Source organism: Caulobacter sp. NIBR2454 (genome assembly GCF_027474405.1).
In the GTDB taxonomy this organism is placed as follows: domain Bacteria; phylum Pseudomonadota; class Alphaproteobacteria; order Caulobacterales; family Caulobacteraceae; genus Caulobacter.
In genome coordinates this window covers 2,157,636-2,174,973 of sequence record NZ_CP114871.1, presented here as the reverse complement: position 1 = coordinate 2,174,973, position 17,338 = coordinate 2,157,636, and the positions used below count along the sequence as shown (strand labels likewise).

The 17,338-nt window shown below is 68.5% G+C and carries 13 protein-coding genes; 10 read left to right on the top strand and 3 right to left on the bottom strand.

Translation table 11 applies throughout. From position 1 onward, the window contains the following. Positions 1-36 precede the first annotated feature (36 nt). The 10 genes from O5K31_RS10685 to egtB all read left to right on the top strand — a co-directional run bounded on the left by O5K31_RS10685 (position 37) and on the right by egtB (position 12,092). Positions 37-1,992, top strand: a complete 1,956-nt coding sequence (locus O5K31_RS10685; RefSeq protein ID WP_269713585.1) for a TonB-dependent receptor plug domain-containing protein — start codon at positions 37-39, stop codon at positions 1,990-1,992. Positions 1,993-2,000: 8 nt separating this feature from the next. After that, the gene (cobD, locus tag O5K31_RS10680; protein ID WP_269713584.1) at positions 2,001-2,993 is read left to right on the top strand and encodes a threonine-phosphate decarboxylase CobD; all 993 of its coding nucleotides are present in this window, start codon (positions 2,001-2,003) and stop codon (positions 2,991-2,993) included. Further along, the gene (locus tag O5K31_RS10675) at positions 2,990-3,844 is read left to right on the top strand and encodes an ABC transporter substrate-binding protein (RefSeq protein ID WP_269713583.1); all 855 of its coding nucleotides are present in this window, start codon (positions 2,990-2,992) and stop codon (positions 3,842-3,844) included. Before cobD ends, O5K31_RS10675 begins: the two co-directional genes overlap by 4 nt. After that, entirely contained in the window at positions 3,841-4,827 is a 987-nt protein-coding gene (locus tag O5K31_RS10670) for a FecCD family ABC transporter permease (protein ID WP_269713582.1), read from the top strand. The genes O5K31_RS10675 and O5K31_RS10670 overlap by 4 nt, the downstream gene beginning before the upstream one ends. Beyond that, positions 4,824-5,600: an ABC transporter ATP-binding protein gene (locus tag O5K31_RS10665; RefSeq protein WP_269713581.1), complete on the top strand. Its 777-nt coding sequence runs from the start codon at positions 4,824-4,826 to the stop codon at positions 5,598-5,600. The genes O5K31_RS10670 and O5K31_RS10665 overlap by 4 nt, the downstream gene beginning before the upstream one ends. Then, positions 5,593-6,522 carry an adenosylcobinamide-phosphate synthase CbiB gene (gene cbiB / locus O5K31_RS10660; protein ID WP_269713580.1) on the top strand — a complete coding sequence of 310 codons (930 nt, stop codon included), beginning with the start codon at positions 5,593-5,595 and terminating at the stop codon, positions 6,520-6,522. The genes O5K31_RS10665 and cbiB overlap by 8 nt, the downstream gene beginning before the upstream one ends. After that, positions 6,510-7,979 carry a cobyric acid synthase gene (locus tag O5K31_RS10655; protein ID WP_269713579.1) on the top strand — a complete coding sequence of 490 codons (1,470 nt, stop codon included), beginning with the start codon at positions 6,510-6,512 and terminating at the stop codon, positions 7,977-7,979. The genes cbiB and O5K31_RS10655 overlap by 13 nt, the downstream gene beginning before the upstream one ends. Beyond that, positions 7,976-8,977, top strand: a complete 1,002-nt coding sequence (cobT, locus tag O5K31_RS10650; RefSeq protein ID WP_269713578.1) for a nicotinate-nucleotide--dimethylbenzimidazole phosphoribosyltransferase — start codon at positions 7,976-7,978, stop codon at positions 8,975-8,977. The genes O5K31_RS10655 and cobT overlap by 4 nt, the downstream gene beginning before the upstream one ends. 1 nt (position 8,978) lies before the next feature. Further along, a complete protein-coding gene (gene cobS / locus O5K31_RS10645; RefSeq protein WP_269713577.1) occupies positions 8,979-9,734 on the top strand; it encodes an adenosylcobinamide-GDP ribazoletransferase in 756 nt (251 codons plus the stop codon). A 132-nt stretch (positions 9,735-9,866) separates the two neighbouring features. Continuing rightward, positions 9,867-12,092: an ergothioneine biosynthesis protein EgtB gene (egtB, locus tag O5K31_RS10640; RefSeq protein WP_269717046.1), complete on the top strand. Its 2,226-nt coding sequence runs from the start codon at positions 9,867-9,869 to the stop codon at positions 12,090-12,092. Here the strand turns inward: egtB and O5K31_RS10635 are convergent. The 3 genes from O5K31_RS10635 to O5K31_RS10625 are packed head-to-tail and all read right to left on the bottom strand — an operon-like array spanning position 12,089 to position 17,201. Continuing rightward, on the bottom strand, positions 12,089-13,537 hold the full coding sequence (locus tag O5K31_RS10635) for a S41 family peptidase (protein WP_269713576.1): 1,449 nt from the start codon (positions 13,535-13,537) through the stop codon (positions 12,089-12,091). The genes egtB and O5K31_RS10635 overlap by 4 nt on opposite strands. A gap of 38 nt (positions 13,538-13,575) precedes the next feature. After that, positions 13,576-14,847, bottom strand: a complete 1,272-nt coding sequence (locus O5K31_RS10630) for a glycoside hydrolase family 130 protein (protein WP_269713575.1) — start codon at positions 14,845-14,847, stop codon at positions 13,576-13,578. Positions 14,848-14,873: 26 nt separating this feature from the next. Further along, a complete protein-coding gene (locus O5K31_RS10625; protein ID WP_269713574.1) occupies positions 14,874-17,201 on the bottom strand; it encodes a glycosyltransferase family 4 protein in 2,328 nt (775 codons plus the stop codon). Positions 17,202-17,338 lie beyond the last annotated feature (137 nt).

Genomic DNA, 17,338 nt, shown 5'->3' with positions numbered 1-17,338 from the left:
CCTCGCGCGTCGCGTCATCGCGATTGGGGACTACCTTTGAACAGACTTATCCATTCCGTTTCCGCCGCCGCCCTGCTGTTCGCAGCCGCGCCGGCCTTTGCTGACCAGGTTGCGGCGGACGCCGACGTGGCCGGCCGTGTGGGGTCCTCGGCCACGGCCGTCGACCAACTGGTGGTGACCGCCACCCGCTCGCCCGTGTCCGCCGAAAAGATCGGCTCCACCGTCACCGTTCTGGACGAGGCCTATATCGAGGACAGCCAGCGCCTCGTCGTCGTCGATCTGCTGCAGGAGACGCCGGGCGTCAGCTTCGTCCGCAACGGCGGTCCGGGCACGACCACCAGCGTCTTCATCCGGGGCGGCGAGAGCCAGCACACCGTCGCCATCATCGACGGGGTCAAGCTGAACGACCCGTCGTCCACGCAAGGCGGCTTCAACTTCGGCAACCTGCTGGTCGGCGACGTCTCGCGGATCGAGGTGCTGCGCGGCGCCCAATCGACCCTGTGGGGCAGCCAGGCCATCGGCGGCGTGGTCAACATCGTCACCCGCGAGCCGTCCAGACCGTTCGAGGCGTCGGCTGACGTCGAGGCCGGCGGCGATGACACCGCCTCTGTCCGCGCTGGCGTCGGCGGGGCCAGCGAACGTCTGATCTGGCGTGTGGCGGGCAACTACTTCACCACCGACGGTTTCTCCGCCTTCGCCGCCGGCAAGGAAGCCGACGGCTACCAGAACGCTGGCCTGTCGGGCCGCGCCCGCCTCAAGATCACCGAGGACGTCTCCGCCGAGGTGCGTTCGGTCTGGTCCAAGGGCAAGAACGACTTCGACGCCTTCAACGGCGACTCCGCCGAGTTCGCGCGCACCGAGGAACTGGTCGTCTATACCGGCCTCAATGTCGGCCTGCTGGACGGTCGCCTGAACAACCGCCTAGCCTTCGCCTACACCGACACCGACCGCGAGAACCAGAACCCCGCCCGCCCGGCTCAGCCGCTGACCTTCGATGCGGCCGGCAAGAACAAGCGCTGGGAGTACCAGGGCGTCTTCGCGATCACCGACGCCTTCAACGCCGTGTTCGGCGCCGAGAGCGAGAACTCGCGCATGCGCACCCGCTCGCCGTCGGCCACCAATGCCAGCCCGCCCTTCGTGCGCGGCAAGTCGGGCATCGACAGCATCTACGTCCAGCTGCAGGGCGAGGTCGCGCCGGGCCTGACCCTGACTGGCGGCCTGCGCTACGACGACCATGAGACCTATGGCGACAAGACCCTGGGTTCGGCCGCCGTCGCCTGGGCGCTGAATGAGGGAAGCACCGTCCTTCGCGCCAGTTTCGGCCAGGGCTTCCGCGCCCCGGGCCTGTACGAGCTGTACAGCGAGTACGGCAATGTCGCCCTGCAGCCGGAATCCTTCGACGCTTGGGATGCGGGTATCGAGCAGAAGCTGTTCGGCGGCGCGGCCACGGTCTCGGCGACCTACTTCCACCGCGAGGCCGACAACGAAATCCGCTACAATGGCTGCTCGTCCGGCACCAGTGATCCGATGTGCTTCGTCGGCGGCGTCCAGCGCTTCGGCTACTATCGCAATGTTCTGAAGACTGAGGCTCAAGGCCTTGAATTCGCGGGCAAAGCTTCGCTCGGCGAACGCGTGACCTTGAACGCCAACTACACCTGGACCAACGCCGAAAACCGCTCGGGCGCCGCGGCGGGCAAGCAGGCGGTCCGCCGTCCGGAGAACCAGGGCTTCGCTTCGGCGACCTATCTGTGGCCGCTCGGCCTGTCGACCACGGCGGCCGTTCGCTACGTGGGCAAGACCTACAACAACGACGCCAACACCCAGGTTCTGAAGAGCTACACGGTGGTGGACTTCCGGGCCGCCTATCCGGTCAACGAGACCTATGAGGTCTTCGGCCGGGTCGAGAACGCCTTTGACGAAAACTACCAGACCGTCCTCAACTACGGCACGCCGGGACGCGGGGCGTATCTCGGCCTCCGCGCCCGCTTCTAGGAGTCCCGATGACGGCGATCCACGGCTTCAGCCGCCACGGCGGACGGCTGGCCCAGGCGCGGGCCGCGTATCCGCACGCGCCTTTGCCGTGGATCGACCTGTCGACGGGGATCAATCCGCATCCCTGGACGGGCAGGCGGGCGATGTCCGCCGACCTCGCCCGCCTGCCGGACCCCATCGCCGTCGCCGCGCTAGAGGCTTCGGCGGGCCGGGTCTTCGGTCTGTCCGATCCCGACCGCATAGCGGCTGTGGCGGGAGCGGAGGTGGGGCTTCGCCTGCTGCCGATGCTGACCCGCGCCCGCAGCGTCGCCATTGTCGGCCCGACCTATAGCGGTCATGCCGAGGCGTGGACCGGCGCTGGCGTGCGGGTGATCGAGGCGACCCTCGACGCCATTCCTGACGCTGATGCGGTCGTTATCGTCAATCCAAATAATCCAGATGGATCAATTGCTTCTGTCGAGTTCCTGATCGAACTGGCGCAGCGCCAGGCCGCCCGAGCCGGCTGGCTGATCGTCGATGAATCCTTCGTCGAGACCACGCCTGACAGCAGCATCGCGGCCCAAGCTGGCGGCGCGCTGATCGTCCTGCGCTCCTTCGGAAAATTCTACGGGTTGGCCGGGGTTCGGCTCGGCTTCGTGCTGGCCGATCCGGAGCTGATCACCCATCTGAAGCGGCTCACCGGCGACTGGCCGATCAGCGCCGAGGCCATCGCCGCCGGCGCGGCCTACGACGACCCGACCTGGGCCGACGCGATGCGCGTTCGTCTGGCCCGCGACGCCCGCAAGCTTGATCGCGTCCTGATCCGCGCCGGTCTCTCTGTCGTCGGGGGCACGGACCTGTTCCGCCTAGCCCACACACCGAAGGCGGCCGACCTGTTCGACCATCTTTGCCGGTCTGGCATCCTCACCCGACCCTTCGCCGAGGCGCCCGATCGCCTTCGCTTCGGTATTCCGCCGCGCGGCGCCTGGAAGCGCCTCGAACAGGCCCTGGAGGCGGCATGACCGACCTGACCCGCAGAGCCGCCGTCACCGGTCTCGCCGTCGCCGCGACCACATCGCCGGCCCTGGCCGCTGGAGCCCCGCGTCGTGTCGTGTCGATGAACGCCTGCCTCGACACCGTGCTGGTGCGGGTGGCCGACCGTTCGCAGATCGCGGCGCTCAGCCACTACGCCCGCGACCCCTACGGCTCGACCATCGCCGACATCGCCCGCACGTTGCCCTTCACCTACGAGACGGCGGAGGAGGTGGTGTCCCTCAACCCCGACCTCGTCATCTCTAGCGCCCACTCGTCGCTCGCGACCCGCAACGCGCTCAAGCGCATGGGCGTGCGCCAGGAGCGTTTCAGCGTCCCCGAGAGCGTCGCCGACAGCCACAAGCAGATCCGCGACGTCGCCGCCCTGGTCGGTCATCCGGAGCGGGGCGAGGCCCTGATCGCTCGCATCGAAGCGGCCCTGCGGGCGGCGCGCCCGCGTCTTGGCCAGCCGCGCCTGACCGCCGTGATCTTCGAGCCCAACGGCCTCGCCGCCGGCGGCGGCACCCTGGTCAGCGAGATGATGGACCGCTGCGGCTTCGAAAACGTCGCCGGCCGCTACGGTCTCAAGAAGTGGGGCAACATCGCGCTGGAGCCCCTGGTGGCCGATCCGCCGCAGGTGCTGCTGGCCGGCGAGAGCGCGCCGGGCGCTCCCACCTGGGCCGAGCGCGTCGTCAGCCATCCCGCCCTCAAGCGGGTCAGCGGCCGCATGCACCGCGCAGTCTTCCCGCAGCGGCTGCTCTACTGCGGCGGCCCTGTCCTGATCCACACCGCCGCGGCCATGGCCAAGGCGCGCGAAGACGCCATCCGGAGGTTCGCATGACCCTCAAGCAACCGCTCGGCAGGCTCTATGCCGGCCTTGGGATCGCCCTCGTGGTCCTGTTCATAGCCAGCCTGTTCGCGGGCAAGGTCTGGGCGCCGTGGAGCGCCTTTGTCGATCAATCCGACCCGCGCTGGCCGATCATCTTCGACCTGCGCTTGCCGCGCACGATCCTCGGCGTCGCCGTGGGCGGGGCGCTCGGCGCCTGCGGAGCCGCGCTTCAGGGTTATACCCGCAATCCCCTGGCCGACCCTGGCGTGCTGGGCGTGTCGTCCGTCGCCTCGCTCGGCGCCGTCATCACTCTCTATTTCGGCCTGGCGGAGGCTTCGGCCTGGCTGTTGCCGGTAGGCGCCATGATCGGCGCGATCATCGGCGTGCTGATCCTGCTGGCCCTGGCCGGCGCCACCTCCAGCGTGGTGACCTTCATCCTGGCCGGTTCGATCCTGCAGATCATCGCCATCGCAGGCGTCTCCATGGCCCTGTCCCTCGCGCCCAACCCCTGGGCGGTGAACGAGATCGTCAACTGGCTGCTCGGCTCGCTGTCGGACCGCAGCATCGAGGAGGTCCGCTTCGCCCTGCCGTTCATCACTGTCGGCGTAGCGATCCTGCTGACCCTGCGCCGCAGCTTCGACGCCCTGACCCTGGGCGACGCCGGCGCCCGGTCGCTGGGCATTGATATCGACCGCACCCGTATCCTGCTGGCCCTGGGCGTAGGCCTGGCGGTGGGGGCGAGCGTTGCGGTCACCGGCATGATCGGCTTTGTCGGGTTGGTGACGCCGCACTTGCTGAGACCTTTCGTGGCCGCGCGCCCTGGCGCCCTGATCCTGCCCAGCGCTATCGGCGGGGCGGTGATCGTCCTGGCCGCCGACATCCTGGTGCGCCTGACCCCGGCCGCCAGCGAGGTGAAGCTCGGTGTCGCCATGGCGGCTATCGGCGGGCCGTTCTTCCTGGCCCTGCTCATCCGCCTGCGCCGGAGGATCGCATGACCCCTCAACTCGGTTTCGCCGACATCCATGTCCGCCTGGGCGACAAGCGCGTGCTGGAGGGGGTCTCCGCCGACCTGCGTCCGGGGGAGGTGACCGCCATCGTCGGCCCCAACGGCGCCGGCAAGTCGACCCTGCTGGCCTGCCTGGCGGGTCTGCGTCGGCCGGACGCGGGGATCGCCCGGCTCAACGGGATCGACGTCCACGAGCTTTCCGCCCGCGAACGCGGCCGCCGCATCGGCTTCCTGCCCCAGTCGCCCGAGATCGCCTGGGCGGTTGAGGCGCGCACCCTGGTGGGCCTCGGCCGCATCCCCTTCGCCGGCTCCTGGGGCCTGACCGACGAGGACGAAGCCGCCGTCGACCGCGCCATGGCCAAGGCTGACGTCGCCGCCTTCGCCACCCGCACCGTCACCACCCTGTCCGGCGGCGAGCTGGCCCGTGTTCTGATCGCCCGCGCCCTGGCGGGAGAGCCCGAATGGCTGCTGGCCGACGAACCCCTGGCGGGTCTCGACCCCGGCCACCAGCTCGACGCGGCCGCCCTGTTCCGCAACCTGGCGGGGGAAGGGAAGGGCGTCGTCGTCACCCTGCACGACTTGCCCATGGCCATGAAGCTGGCTGACCGGGTCATCGTCCTGGCGGGAGGGCTGGTCCTGGCCGACGGCCCGCCAGTGGAGGCCCTGGCCCCGCCGATCCTGTCGGTCGCCTACGGGGTCGAGGCGCGCTTCGCCGTGGGCGACCATGGCCCGCTGATCGAGATCGTCGGCCGCCGTGGCTGATCCGCTGCTGGTCCTCGGCGCGGCCCTGATCGAGGGTCTGGTCGGTTATCCGGACCGGCTTCACAAGCGACTGCCACATCCCGTCGCTTGGCTTGGCGCAGCGATTGATGGCTGCGAGCGGCGCTGGAACGATCCGGCGCGACCGGAGCGAACGCGACGCCTGCTCGGCGTGGCCACGGTCGTTCTGGTGGCCGGCGGCGCGGCGCTGGTCGGGGCGCTGCTGCATCACCTGCTGGGCGGGAGCTATCTGGGCGTCCTGATCCTGATGATCCTCGGCTCGCTCGGCCTGGCCGCCCGCAGTCTCCATGACCACGTGGCCGCTGTCGCCAAGGCTGCTGACCTTGACGCCGCCCGCGCCGCCGTCGGCCGCATCGTCGGACGCGACACCGCCGACCTCGACGAATCCAGCATCGCCGCGGCGGCGCTGGAGAGCCTGGCCGAGAGCTTCTGCGACGGCGTGGTCGCCCCCATCTTCTGGTTCCTGATCGGCGGGCTCGGCGGGCTGTTCGCCTACAAGGCGGTCAACACCGCCGACAGCATGATCGGCCATCGGGAAGAACGCTGGCGCGCCTTTGGCTGGTTCGCCGCCCGCATCGATGACGTCATGAACTGGATCCCCGCCCGTATCGCTGGGACTCTGGTCGCCATCGCGGCGGGCAGGGGCTGGAGCACTATGATCCGCGACGCCCGCAAGCACGCGTCGCCCAACGCGGGCTGGCCCGAGGCGGCCATGGCCGGCGGACTGGGCGTCAGCCTGGGCGGCCCTGCATCCTATGACGGCGTCGTCCACGACCGGCCGGTCTTCGGCGATGGCCCGACACCCAATTCCGCCGACTTGAAACGCGGCCTTGGCGTCTACCTGCGCGCCTGTGCGATCCTGGCGGTCCTGTTGCTGATCGGAGGCCTGGTTTGGCCGCGTTGATGATCCAGGGCTGCGGCTCGGACGTAGGCAAGTCGGTGCTAGTGGCCGGCCTGTGCCGGCTGTTCGCCAATCGCGGCCTGACCGTGCGGCCCTTCAAGCCGCAGAACATGTCCAACAACGCCGCCGTCACCGCCGACGGCGGCGAGATCGGTCGCGCCCAGGCCCTGCAAGCCGTCGCCTGCCGCACGCCCCTGACGGTGGACATGAATCCGGTCCTGCTCAAGCCGCAGAGCGACGTCGGCGCCCAGGTGATCGTGCGCGGCAAGATCGCCGGAAACTGGCAGGCGCGCGGCTACCAGGAGAAGAAGGCAGCCCTGCTCGACGTGGTGCTGGAAAGCTTCCGCACCCTGCAGAGCCAAAGCGACCTCGTCATCGTCGAGGGCGCCGGCAGCCCGGCCGAGATCAACCTGCGCGCAGGCGACATCGCGAACATGGGCTTCGCCATCGCCGCCGACGTGCCGGTAGTGCTGGTGGGCGACATTGACCGAGGCCATGTCATCGCCGCCCTGGTCGGCGCCCACGCCGTGCTGGACGAAGCCGACCGCGCCATGATCCGGGGCTTCGTCATCAACAAGTTCCGCGGCGACCCGACCCTGTTCCAGGATGGCCGGACCGAGATCACGGCCCGCACCGGCTGGCCGGACCTGGGCATGGCGCCGTGGCTGGCGGCCGCCAAATCCCTGCCCGCCGAGGACGCCGTGATCCTCGACCACGCGGCTGCGGGCAAGGGCGGCAAGGTGCGCATCGTCGTGCCCATGCTGTCGCGCATCGCCAATTTCGATGACTTTGACCCTCTGCGCGCCGAGCCGTCCGTGGACTTCGCCTTCATCCCTCCCGGAACGCCGCTGCCGGGCGATGCCGACCTCGTCATCCTGCCGGGGACCAAGGCGACCCTGGCTGATCTTGCCTTCTTGCGGGCCCAAGGCTGGGACATCGACCTGGCCGCCCATGTCCGTCGCGGCGGGCGCGTGCTGGGCGTCTGCGGCGGCTTCCAGATGCTGGGCCGCACCGTCGCCGACCCGCGGGGGATCGAGGGGCTGGCGGGTGAGGCGTCCGGTCTTGGCCTGCTCGATGTCGATACGGTCCTGACCAGCGACAAGGTCCTGCGCCCCGTCGCCGGCCGCCTCGCCAATAGCGACGCCCGGTTCGAAGGCTACGAGATGCATGTGGGCCGCACGGATGGCCGCGGTCTGCAACGGCCGCTGCTGGTGTTCGACAACGGCGCGGGCGAGGGGGCGGTCAGTCCCGACGGCCGTGTCGCCGGCGCCTATGTCCATGGCCTGTTCGCCAGCGGCGAAGCTCGCGCGGCGTTGCTGGCGCAACTTGGCGCGGCTTCGACCGGTATCGACCAGGCCCACGCCGTCGATACCGCCCTCGACGAGGTCGCCGCCATGCTGGAGCGCTCCCTCGACATTTCCGCCCTGGCGCGTATCGCCGGGCTCAAGGACTTCGCATGATTGAAGAGACCGCCATCCGCGCCTTGATCGACGGCAAGGCCAAGCCGCCCGGCTCCCTTGGCCGGATCGAGGACCTGGCCGTCCAACTGGCGCTTATCGCCGGCCGCGCCGACCCCCGCATCGACCGCGCGCGGCTGTTGGTTTTCGCCGGCGATCACGGCCTGACCGAGTCCGGCGTCTCGGCCTATCCCTCGGCGGTGACCCAGGCCATGGTCGCCACCTTCCTGGCCGGCAAGGCCAGCGCCAACGCCTTCGCCCGCGCGGCGGGGGCCGAGCTCAAGGTGGTGGACGCGGGGGTGGCCGGCCTGCTGCCCGCCCATCCGGATCTCATCGCCGCCAAGATCCGCCCTGGCACGCGCAACGCCGCCGTCGAATCCGCCCTGACCCTCGACGAGGTCCGCCTCGCGCTGGATCGCGGCGCGAGGATCGTTCAGGACGTGGCGGCCGAGAATGTGGACATCCTGCTGCTCGGCGAAATGGGCATCGGCAACACCGCCTCCGCCGCCCTGCTGATGCATCGTCTGGCGCCGGCGAGGCTGGAGGACTGCATCGGACAGGGAACCGGCCACACGCCCGAGGGCATGGCCCGCAAGCGCGCGGCGCTGGAGCAGGCCGCCGGCCGCTCCGACGCATCCGAACCCCTCCACGTGATGGCGCAGTTCGGCGGGCTGGAGATCGCCATGATGACCGGCGCCATTCTCGGCGCCGCGGAGGCGCGGATGCCCGTTCTGGTCGACGGCTTCATCTGCACGGCCGCCGCCTTGGCCGCCGTCCGTTTGCGGCCCGAGGCGCGCGAGGTGCTGATCTTCTCCCACCGATCCGCCGAGCGTGGTCACGGCCTGATGCTGCACGTTCTGGGAGCCGAACCCTTGCTCGACCTCGACCTGCGTCTCGGCGAGGGGACCGGCGCCCTGCTGGCCCTGCCGCTGGTCCGCGCCGCCGCCCGGCTGCTGACCGACGTCGCCAGCCTGGACGACGTGCTGGCGGGGCGGCTCTGACATGCTGCGGCGGCAGGTCGAGCTCTTCTTCTGCGCGGTCCAGTTCCTGACCCGCCTGCCGACCCCAAAGCTGTCGCGGTTCGAGCCGGACTGGACGACCCGCAGCGCCCGCTGGTTTCCGCTGGTCGGCCAGATCGTCGGCGGCCTATCGGCCCTCGTCCTGCTCGCCGCGGCGCACTTCTGGATCAGTTGGATCGCCGCGCTCCTGGCGGTGGCGGCCGGCGTCCTGATCACCGGCGCCTTTCACGAAGACGGCCTGGCCGACACCGCTGACGGCCTGGGCGGGGGCCAGACGCCGGAGCGCCGGCTGGAGATCATGAAGGACAGCCGCGTCGGGACCTATGGCGTCATCGCTCTGGTCCTGGTGCTGGGGCTGAAGGTCGCCGCCTTGGCCTCGCTGGCGCCCGTGATCGCCGCGCTCGCCTTGCTGGCGGCCCATGGCGCTGGCCGTGCGGCGGCGGTGCTGGTGATGCGTCTGTCGCCCTATGCCGGCGACGCCTCGGTCGCCAAGTGGAAGCCCGTGCCCGACGGCGTGCGCTGGGGCGAGGTCTTGATGGCCGCGCTGATCGCCGTCTGGCCCATGGTCTTCCTGCCTGCCGGGAACCTGTTGCTTGGCCTTGGCATCGGAGGCGTCCTGGCCCTGGCGGTGGTGTTCCTGGCTCGCCGACTGCTGGGCGGGCACACGGGCGACGTGCTGGGCGCCGTGGAGCAGGTTTTTGAGCTAGGCTTCCTCCTGGGCCTGGCGGCTGGGTTGTAAAAGCCTGCCGCCAACCCACCGTCATCCTGCTGCCAGTTTCTGACACACCCCAGGCGTAGCTTGGACTTTCAACCGGAGACTCAAGGCATGGACAGCGAAGCAACCGACGCGCGGCTTGACCGTTCTGGGCTCATGAGCCCGCTCGACGACGCCGTCCGCTTCGCCGCTTCGACGCCTGTGGGCGACACGATGCTTGATCGCTACCTTCGGGTGCGCCGCGCGACGGAAGCGCTCGCCGCGCCCCTGACGGCCGAGGATCAGGCGGTCCAGTCGATGCCCGACGCCAGCCCCGCCAAGTGGCACCTGGCGCACACGACCTGGTTCTTCGAGACCTTCGTCCTGGTCGAGCACGCGCCGGGCTATCGGCCGTTCGACGAGCTCTACAGCTACCTGTTCAACTCCTACTACGAGGCCCTTGGACCCCGGCAGCCGCGCCCGCAACGCGGCCTGCTGACCCGGCCGGCGGCGTCGGAGATCATGGACTACCGACATCACGTCGACGCGGCCATGGCGCGCCTGCTGCAGGGCGGGGTCGATCCCGCGCTGGAGCCGCTTCTCGCCCTGGGTTTCGCCCACGAGGAGCAGCATCAGGAACTGATGCTGATGGACGTGCTGCATCTGTTCAGCAACTCGCCGGTCGATCCCGCCTATGCGCGTGGCCGCCAGATTGGCGAAGGCAGGGCCGCGCCGCTGGCCTTCGTTCCCTTCGACGGCGGTCTGGTCGAGATCGGCCGCCAGGGCCGCGGCTTCGCCTTCGACAACGAGGGACCGCGCCACAAGGTCTATCTGGAGCCGTTCGAGCTGGCCGACCGCGCCGTGACCAATGGCGAGTGGCTGGCCTTCATGGAGGACGGCGGCTACCGCCGGCCCGAATACTGGCTGTCCGACGGTTGGGCCCGCGTGCAGGCCGAGGACTGGTCCGCGCCGCTCTATTGGCGCAAGGCCGAAGGCGGCTGGAAGGCCATGACCCTGCGCGGTCTTAACGCCATCGATCCCGCCGCCCCCGTGGTCCATGTCAGCTTTTATGAGGCCGCCGCCTACGCCGCCTGGGCCGGCGCGCGCCTGCCCACCGAAGCCGAGTGGGAGCATTCCGCCGCCTCCGCGACGGGGGAGGGCGCCTTCCTTTCGTCGCGCGAGCTCAACCCCCGCGCCGCGCCGGCGGGCGCCCGGCTGAAGCAGATGTTCGGCGATGTCTGGGAATGGACCGCCAGCGCCTACGGTCCCTATCCCGGGTTCGAGGCCGGACCCGGCGCGGTCGGCGAATACAACGGCAAGTTCATGTCGGGCCAGATGGTCCTGCGCGGCGGCGCATGCGTCACGCCAGACGGCCATGTCCGCGCCAGCTACCGCAACTTCTACTATCCGCATCAGCGCTGGATGTTCGCCGGACTGCGTCTGGCGCGCGACGCCCGCCGCAAGAGCGCCGCCGAGCCGGAGCTGACCGGGTTCGAACGCGACGTGATCGCCGGCCTGTCGGCCTCGCCCAAGACCTTGTCGCCCAAGTACTTCTACGACGCGGAAGGCTCGCGCCTGTTCGAGGAGATCTGCGAGACGCCGGAATACTATCCGACCCGCACCGAGACGGCGCTGCTGCAGAGCATCGCGCCGGAGCTTGCGGCGGCTATCCCCAACGACGCCGCTCTGGTCGAGTTCGGCAGCGGCGCCAGCCTCAAGACCCGACACCTGCTGGACGCGGCGCCCCACATCGCGGCCTACGCCCCGATCGACATCAGCCCAACGGCCCTGGCCGACGCGGCCGAGGCGATCCAGGCCGACTATCCCAACCTGCTGGTCGCGCCGCTGCTGGACGACTTCACCACGGCCCTGCGCCTGCCGCCGGCCCTGGGCGAGCGGCCTCGCGTGGGCTTCTTCCCCGGCTCGACCATCGGCAACTTCACGCCGGACGAGGCTGTGGCCTTCCTGAAGGCCGCCCGTCGCCTGCTGGGCGATGGCTCGACCTTCATCCTCGGCGCGGATCAGGTGAAGGATGAGTCGATCCTAGTGGCCGCCTATGACGACAGCGCCGGCGTCACCGCCGCCTTCAACAAGAACATCCTGGCGCGCATCAATCGCGAGGCCGAGGGCGACTTCGATCTCGACGCCTTCGAGCACCTGGCGATCTGGAACGCCATCGAGCAGCGCATGGAGATGCACCTGCTCAGCACCTCGACCCAGACGGTCCGGGCCGCCGGCCGTCAGTTCCGCTTCGCCGCAGGCGAGACGATCCACACCGAGAACGCCTACAAGTTCACGCCGCAACGCGTGGCCGACCTAGCCGACAAGAGCGGCTGGAGCGTGACCCGCCAGTGGATCAGCCCGGCGCCTGAGTTCGGGGCGTTCCTGCTGACGGCGGTTTAGGGAAGGGCGACAATCCACTTCTCCAGCGCCGGGGTGTCATTCATGCCACCGTTCCAGACGTGGTCGGGGCGATAGGGTTCGTTGGAGCCCCGCTGTCGACCACGATAAACCTTGGTGGGAATAGCGAGCGTGGCCATGCCGCTAGGCAAGGTTTCATAACGCACGTCCATATACAGGCTATCGGCTGCGGTTTCTCTTCCCACGAGAACAGCACCCGCCGCTTTCCAGACATCGACGGCGTCTAGGCACGCCGACCCGCAGGCGCCGTCCACAAGGACGATCGCGCGGCCTGCGTACTGTGATCGGAGCGCTGAGCTTGACTTGGTGCGGGGAGCATCGATCTCACGCCAGAAAGTAGCGCCCGAGGCTTTTGCTGCTTTCATGCCCGCCAGAACTTTCGTCACCCATTCTATCGATTGAGTGTTGGGCTCGGCTTCCTTTCTCCATCCCTCCAGCAGGCGTTCGAAGTGGGCGATGTTGTCGCTCGACGGTCGCCAATCGATTCCCTCGGAGGCGGGAGCGACGGCCTCGACATAGTCCGCGCCGAACAGCGCCTGCGCCATGCGGTAGCTCCACAGGGAGTCGCCGCCTCCGTTGCCGCGAACATCCAGAACCACTCGCGGCGCATCGCGCAGCGATGGGTCGTGCTCTATTGAGCTCACCAGGTTCGCCAGACGGGTAGAGACGTCACTGCCCGGGATGTTGTTGAACGTGCCGGCGGATATCCAGATCGTGCCGTCGGGAAGCACTCGTCTTTCAATAGGCGCAACGAAGCTCTGGGCGGCCTTAGTCAGCAGCGGACCAATATCCGGGTGCGGTCGCCATGTGAGATCGTACGACTTCGACTCCGTCCCCTGCTGAAAGATGCACCGCTTGGGTCGATCGTCGAGGGACGGTTCTCCGTACTGGAGTAGCAGGCGGCCTCCGAGGCGAGCGCGCCGAGCCTCAAGAGAGAAGAGCGGGTTGTAGGTCCCAACCCGTTGTTCATAGAGCCTGTCCGCGGCAATCCCGTCGCAGGACATTAGCCGGGCGTCCAACGGTGGAGCCGCGCCGTCCTCGCGCAGGGCCACCCTGAGTTCGCCGTTTACGGAGCGCAACACAAAGCCTGTCCAGTAGTTGGTCAGCTTTGGCAATTGGCGCGATGGATAGGTCCCCGCGTGGCCGTCGTTGAAAGCCGCGCCCATGGCCCTAACCCCAAGCTCATAGTCCGCCTGATTGCGCACGGTGTGGCTGCGCGCATAGGCGGCGGCATGGATGTCGGTGAGCTGCTTGTTGAATTCGGGATTGGCGGGATCAACCGCGCCGGGGTGGCTTTCGTTGTAGATGCGCCGCATCGCGTCCGCATCCGACCTGAGCGCCGCTCCCCAGTCCCTTTCATGCGCCATGGCGACGCCGGAAAAGCAGAGTGACGCCGCAAGCACGACGGCACGGATCGCAACAGACATGATAGCCCCCAAAGTGAAGATCGCTTCACATATGAAGGCTAGATCATCTCTCCCAGCAATTCGTCAAGCTCCACCAGCGCGAACCCAACCGAGCTGTCGGCCACGCCGTAGGGCATGAACAGCATGCCGTTGTTGGCGATCGCGCCGCAGGTATAGACCACGTTCGGCACATAGCCCTCGCGGTCCTCGTCGGCGGGCGAGAGCAGGGGGCCGGGCAGACGGCCGATGACCTTGCTGGGGTCCTTCTTGTCCAGCAACACCGCGCCGATGGCGTACTTGCGCATGGCGCCCACGCCGTGGGTCAGCAGCAGCCAGCCCTCGTCCAGTTCGATGGGCGAGCCGCAATTGCCGATCTGGACCAGCTCCCACGGATCGCGCGGCTTCATCAGAAGCTCGCCTTCGCCCCACTCGCGCAGGTTCTCGGACCGCAGCAGGAAGACGTTCTCGCCGTCCTGGCGGCCGATCATCATGTAGTGGCCATCCACCTTGCGCGGGAACAGGGCCATGCCCTTGTTGCGCGAGGCCGGGCCGCTCATGGGCTCCATGCGGAAGGTGCGAAAATCGTCCGTGCTCATCAGCTCCGAGCCGATGGCCCGGCCGCTATAGGCGGTATAGGTCCCCAAATAGCGCGCGGTCTCGTCATCATCGTCCAGGAAGCGGACCAGACGCAGGTCCTCCAACCCGCCGGCCTGGGCCGCGGTGAATGGGAAGATCACCGTGCCCGACAGCGAAGCCTCGGCATGCCGTTCGGCGGTGACGGGGCAGGCTTCGACCTCCGGCCCGCACGGCTTGTCCCAGGTCACCGCCGTGGCGAACGGCGGCTCGGGCATCAGATCCATGCGCCCGTCGCCGGTCAGAATGCCTTCCCGGAACGCGATGGACGAAATGTGGCCTTCGCCCACCGCCCGCAGGGACATGATGAAGCGGATGCTGCCTTGCGTCAGGCCCGACTGGTCCACGTGCGGCACCACCGACGGGTTCATCAGGGCCGCCGCCGAGTAGGAATACTCGTGGCAGAAATAGGCGCCGACCAGCTGGCGCTGCTGGTCCGACAGACCGTTGTTGATCCCCAGCTCGGCCGCCACCTGTTCGTAGCGCTTGAGGAAGATCTGGCGCGTCTGCCAGTGGCGGGACTCGAAATCGCGCCCGACGATGGCCAGTTCGGCCTGGCAGGTGCGCATGTCCATCGCCGAGACGGCGTTGAAGATGCGCTGCATGCGGCCGCTGGTGGACGGCAGCTGGAACGGCCGGATCACGACCCGCGTCGCGTCCGCCTGCAGCCTGTGAGGCAGGTGGTGAATCTTCGGCATTGGGTAAGGCTAGCGCGCCGGGCGGGTCAGTGTCGAACGGCCAACTGCGTCGAAACGCTGTGTCGGGCGAAAAGACTGTGCATAGCGCAGGTCGCCATCTGGAACGCCAGCACGGACTCGGCCCCCTGGTTCAGGTTCGGCCCGTGCGGACCCAGCCCATCGAAGCATGAGCCGTCCTCATCGCGGACCATTCTGACGCCCAGGTCGTTGCCGCCCAGGTACCAGTCATAGGCCCGGCGGGCTTCATTGACCCACCGCTGATCGCCCACGGCCTCGAAGGCGGCGGCGCAGGCGTCGATGGTGGCGGCGGCCTCCAGCGGCTGCTGGTCGAACGCCGACGGGCGGGCATGGTGGGCCCCGAAGCTGTGGGTGCCCACGGGGCGGAAGCAGCCGCTGGGCGCGGTCTGGATGTCGCAAAGCCAGGCCAGCCCCTTGAGCGCCGTCTGCACCATGCGGTTGTCATCCAGCGCCAAGCCGGCGCGCAGCAGCGCCTCGGGCAGGCGGGCGTTGTCGTAGGACAGGAAGGGCTCGAACCACATCCAATCCTTTGTCGCGTGCGCCTCGAATAGCTCGACCAGATGGTTGGCGTGCAGGCGCAGTAGGCTTTCGGTCCTTTCGCGCTCGACCCCGGCGCGTGACAGGGCGGCCAGGCCCAGGATCGCGAAGGCGGAGGTGCGGGCGGCCAGTACGGTCTCGAAGCTGCCCAGCGCGTCACGAGCCAGGGCTTCGGCCCAATGGCGCAGGTCGGGGATCGGGGCGTTTTCAGCCGTGGCGCCGATAGCCCAAAGGGCGCGGGCGCCGCTGTCGGACGAACCCTCGGCCTCCAGCCAGGTGCGCTCATAGGACATGAAGTTGCGGAACCGCCCCACATCGGCGTTCCAGGCGTACTGGACGAAAGACGCGTAGATCCAGGCCAGCTTCTGCGCCCGCTCGTCACGAGGGTTCAGCACCTTCAGCTGGGTCGTCAGGATCAGACCCCGCGCGTTGTCGTCGATGCAATAGCCATGGCGGCGGTCCGGCACGCCATACAGGCTGTGCTGGAAGATGCCGCAGGCGTCGGTCAGACGTTCAACGGCGTCTAGCTTGGGGGCCGCGATCCGCGATCGTCCCTCCTGGGGCATGTCGATGACCTGGCTTTTGATCGCTTGCTTGAAAGTGCTCACATAGTCCCGGGCGACCGCCGACCAGATGGTCCGCCGACCCTTGGCGTAGGCGCGCGCTTGCAGGGCCGCTTGGCGCTCCGGCTCGTCCAGCAGGCGAGCTACGGCCGCGGCCAAGGCGTCCACATCGCCGAACGGCGTCAGCACGCCGGTGCCGTCGCCAAGCAATTCCTGCGCGTGCCAATAGGGGGTGGAGACCACCGCCTTGCCCATTGCCACGGCGTAGGAGAGCGTACCCGACGTGATCTGCGCTTCGGCCAGGTAGGGAGTGACATAGATATCCGCCGCCTGCAGCCGGTCCAGCAGGGCCGGCGTGTCGACATAGTCGTTCACGAACGCCAGGTTTTCCCGCACGCCCAGCGAACTGGCCAACTCCATCAGCTGTTCGCGATAGGCTTCGCCCTCGCGAGCGATCAGGTGGGGATGGGTCGCGCCCAGGATGACATAGGTCAGGTCGGGATGCCGCTCGACGATGCGGGGCAGGGCGCGGATCATCACCTCCAGCCCCTTGTTGGGCGACAGCAGGCCGAAGGTCAGCAGCACCTTGCGCCCTTCCAGGCCAAAGGCGGCCTTGCCCGCGTCGGGCTCCACCAGCGAACGGTCCGGGGCGCCGTGCGGGATGACGGCGATCTTCTCGGCCGGGACGCCATACACTCGGCGCAGGATTTCCTTGCCCTTCTCTGCCATGACCAGAAGGCGGGCGGAGCGCTGGATCAGGCCGCGCATCACGCGCCGCTGGTCGGCGTTTGGGTTGGTCAGGACCGTGTGCAGGGTGGTGACCACCGGCGCGCGCACGGCGGTCAGGATACGCAGGATATCTTCGCCAGCCGGGCCGCCGAAGATGCCGAATTCATGCTGCAGATTGACCAGGTCCGCGCCGCTTTCGTTGATGCGGCGTGCGGCCTCGGCGTAGTCGCCAAGGTCTTGCTGGCGGATGGAATACTGGACCGCGGGACCGTAGGCGTACGGTCCGCCGTCATCATCCATCGCATAGACGTCACAGGAAAGATTGGGGAAGGCGCTGGTCAGGGCGCCATGCACGTCGGCGGTGAAGGTGGCTATGCCGCAGCGCCGTGGGGGGAAGTTCCCGATAAGCGCGACGCGTTTGAGTTCGACGCCAGGGGCGATCGGGGTGGACGGGTCAGTCGCATCGCTCTGATCGGCCTGGCCGAAGGACGCCAACGTCAAGTCCATGGGGATATCCGCCTCATATGCCACTAAGGAAGCCGGCAGCCGACCGGTCCATGCTGCAACGCGCAATGAGCGGTTTGGGATGCGGTCTTTGCTCGATAATTCCGCATCAGGAGCAAGGCGCCGCTTTCTGCGGCGCC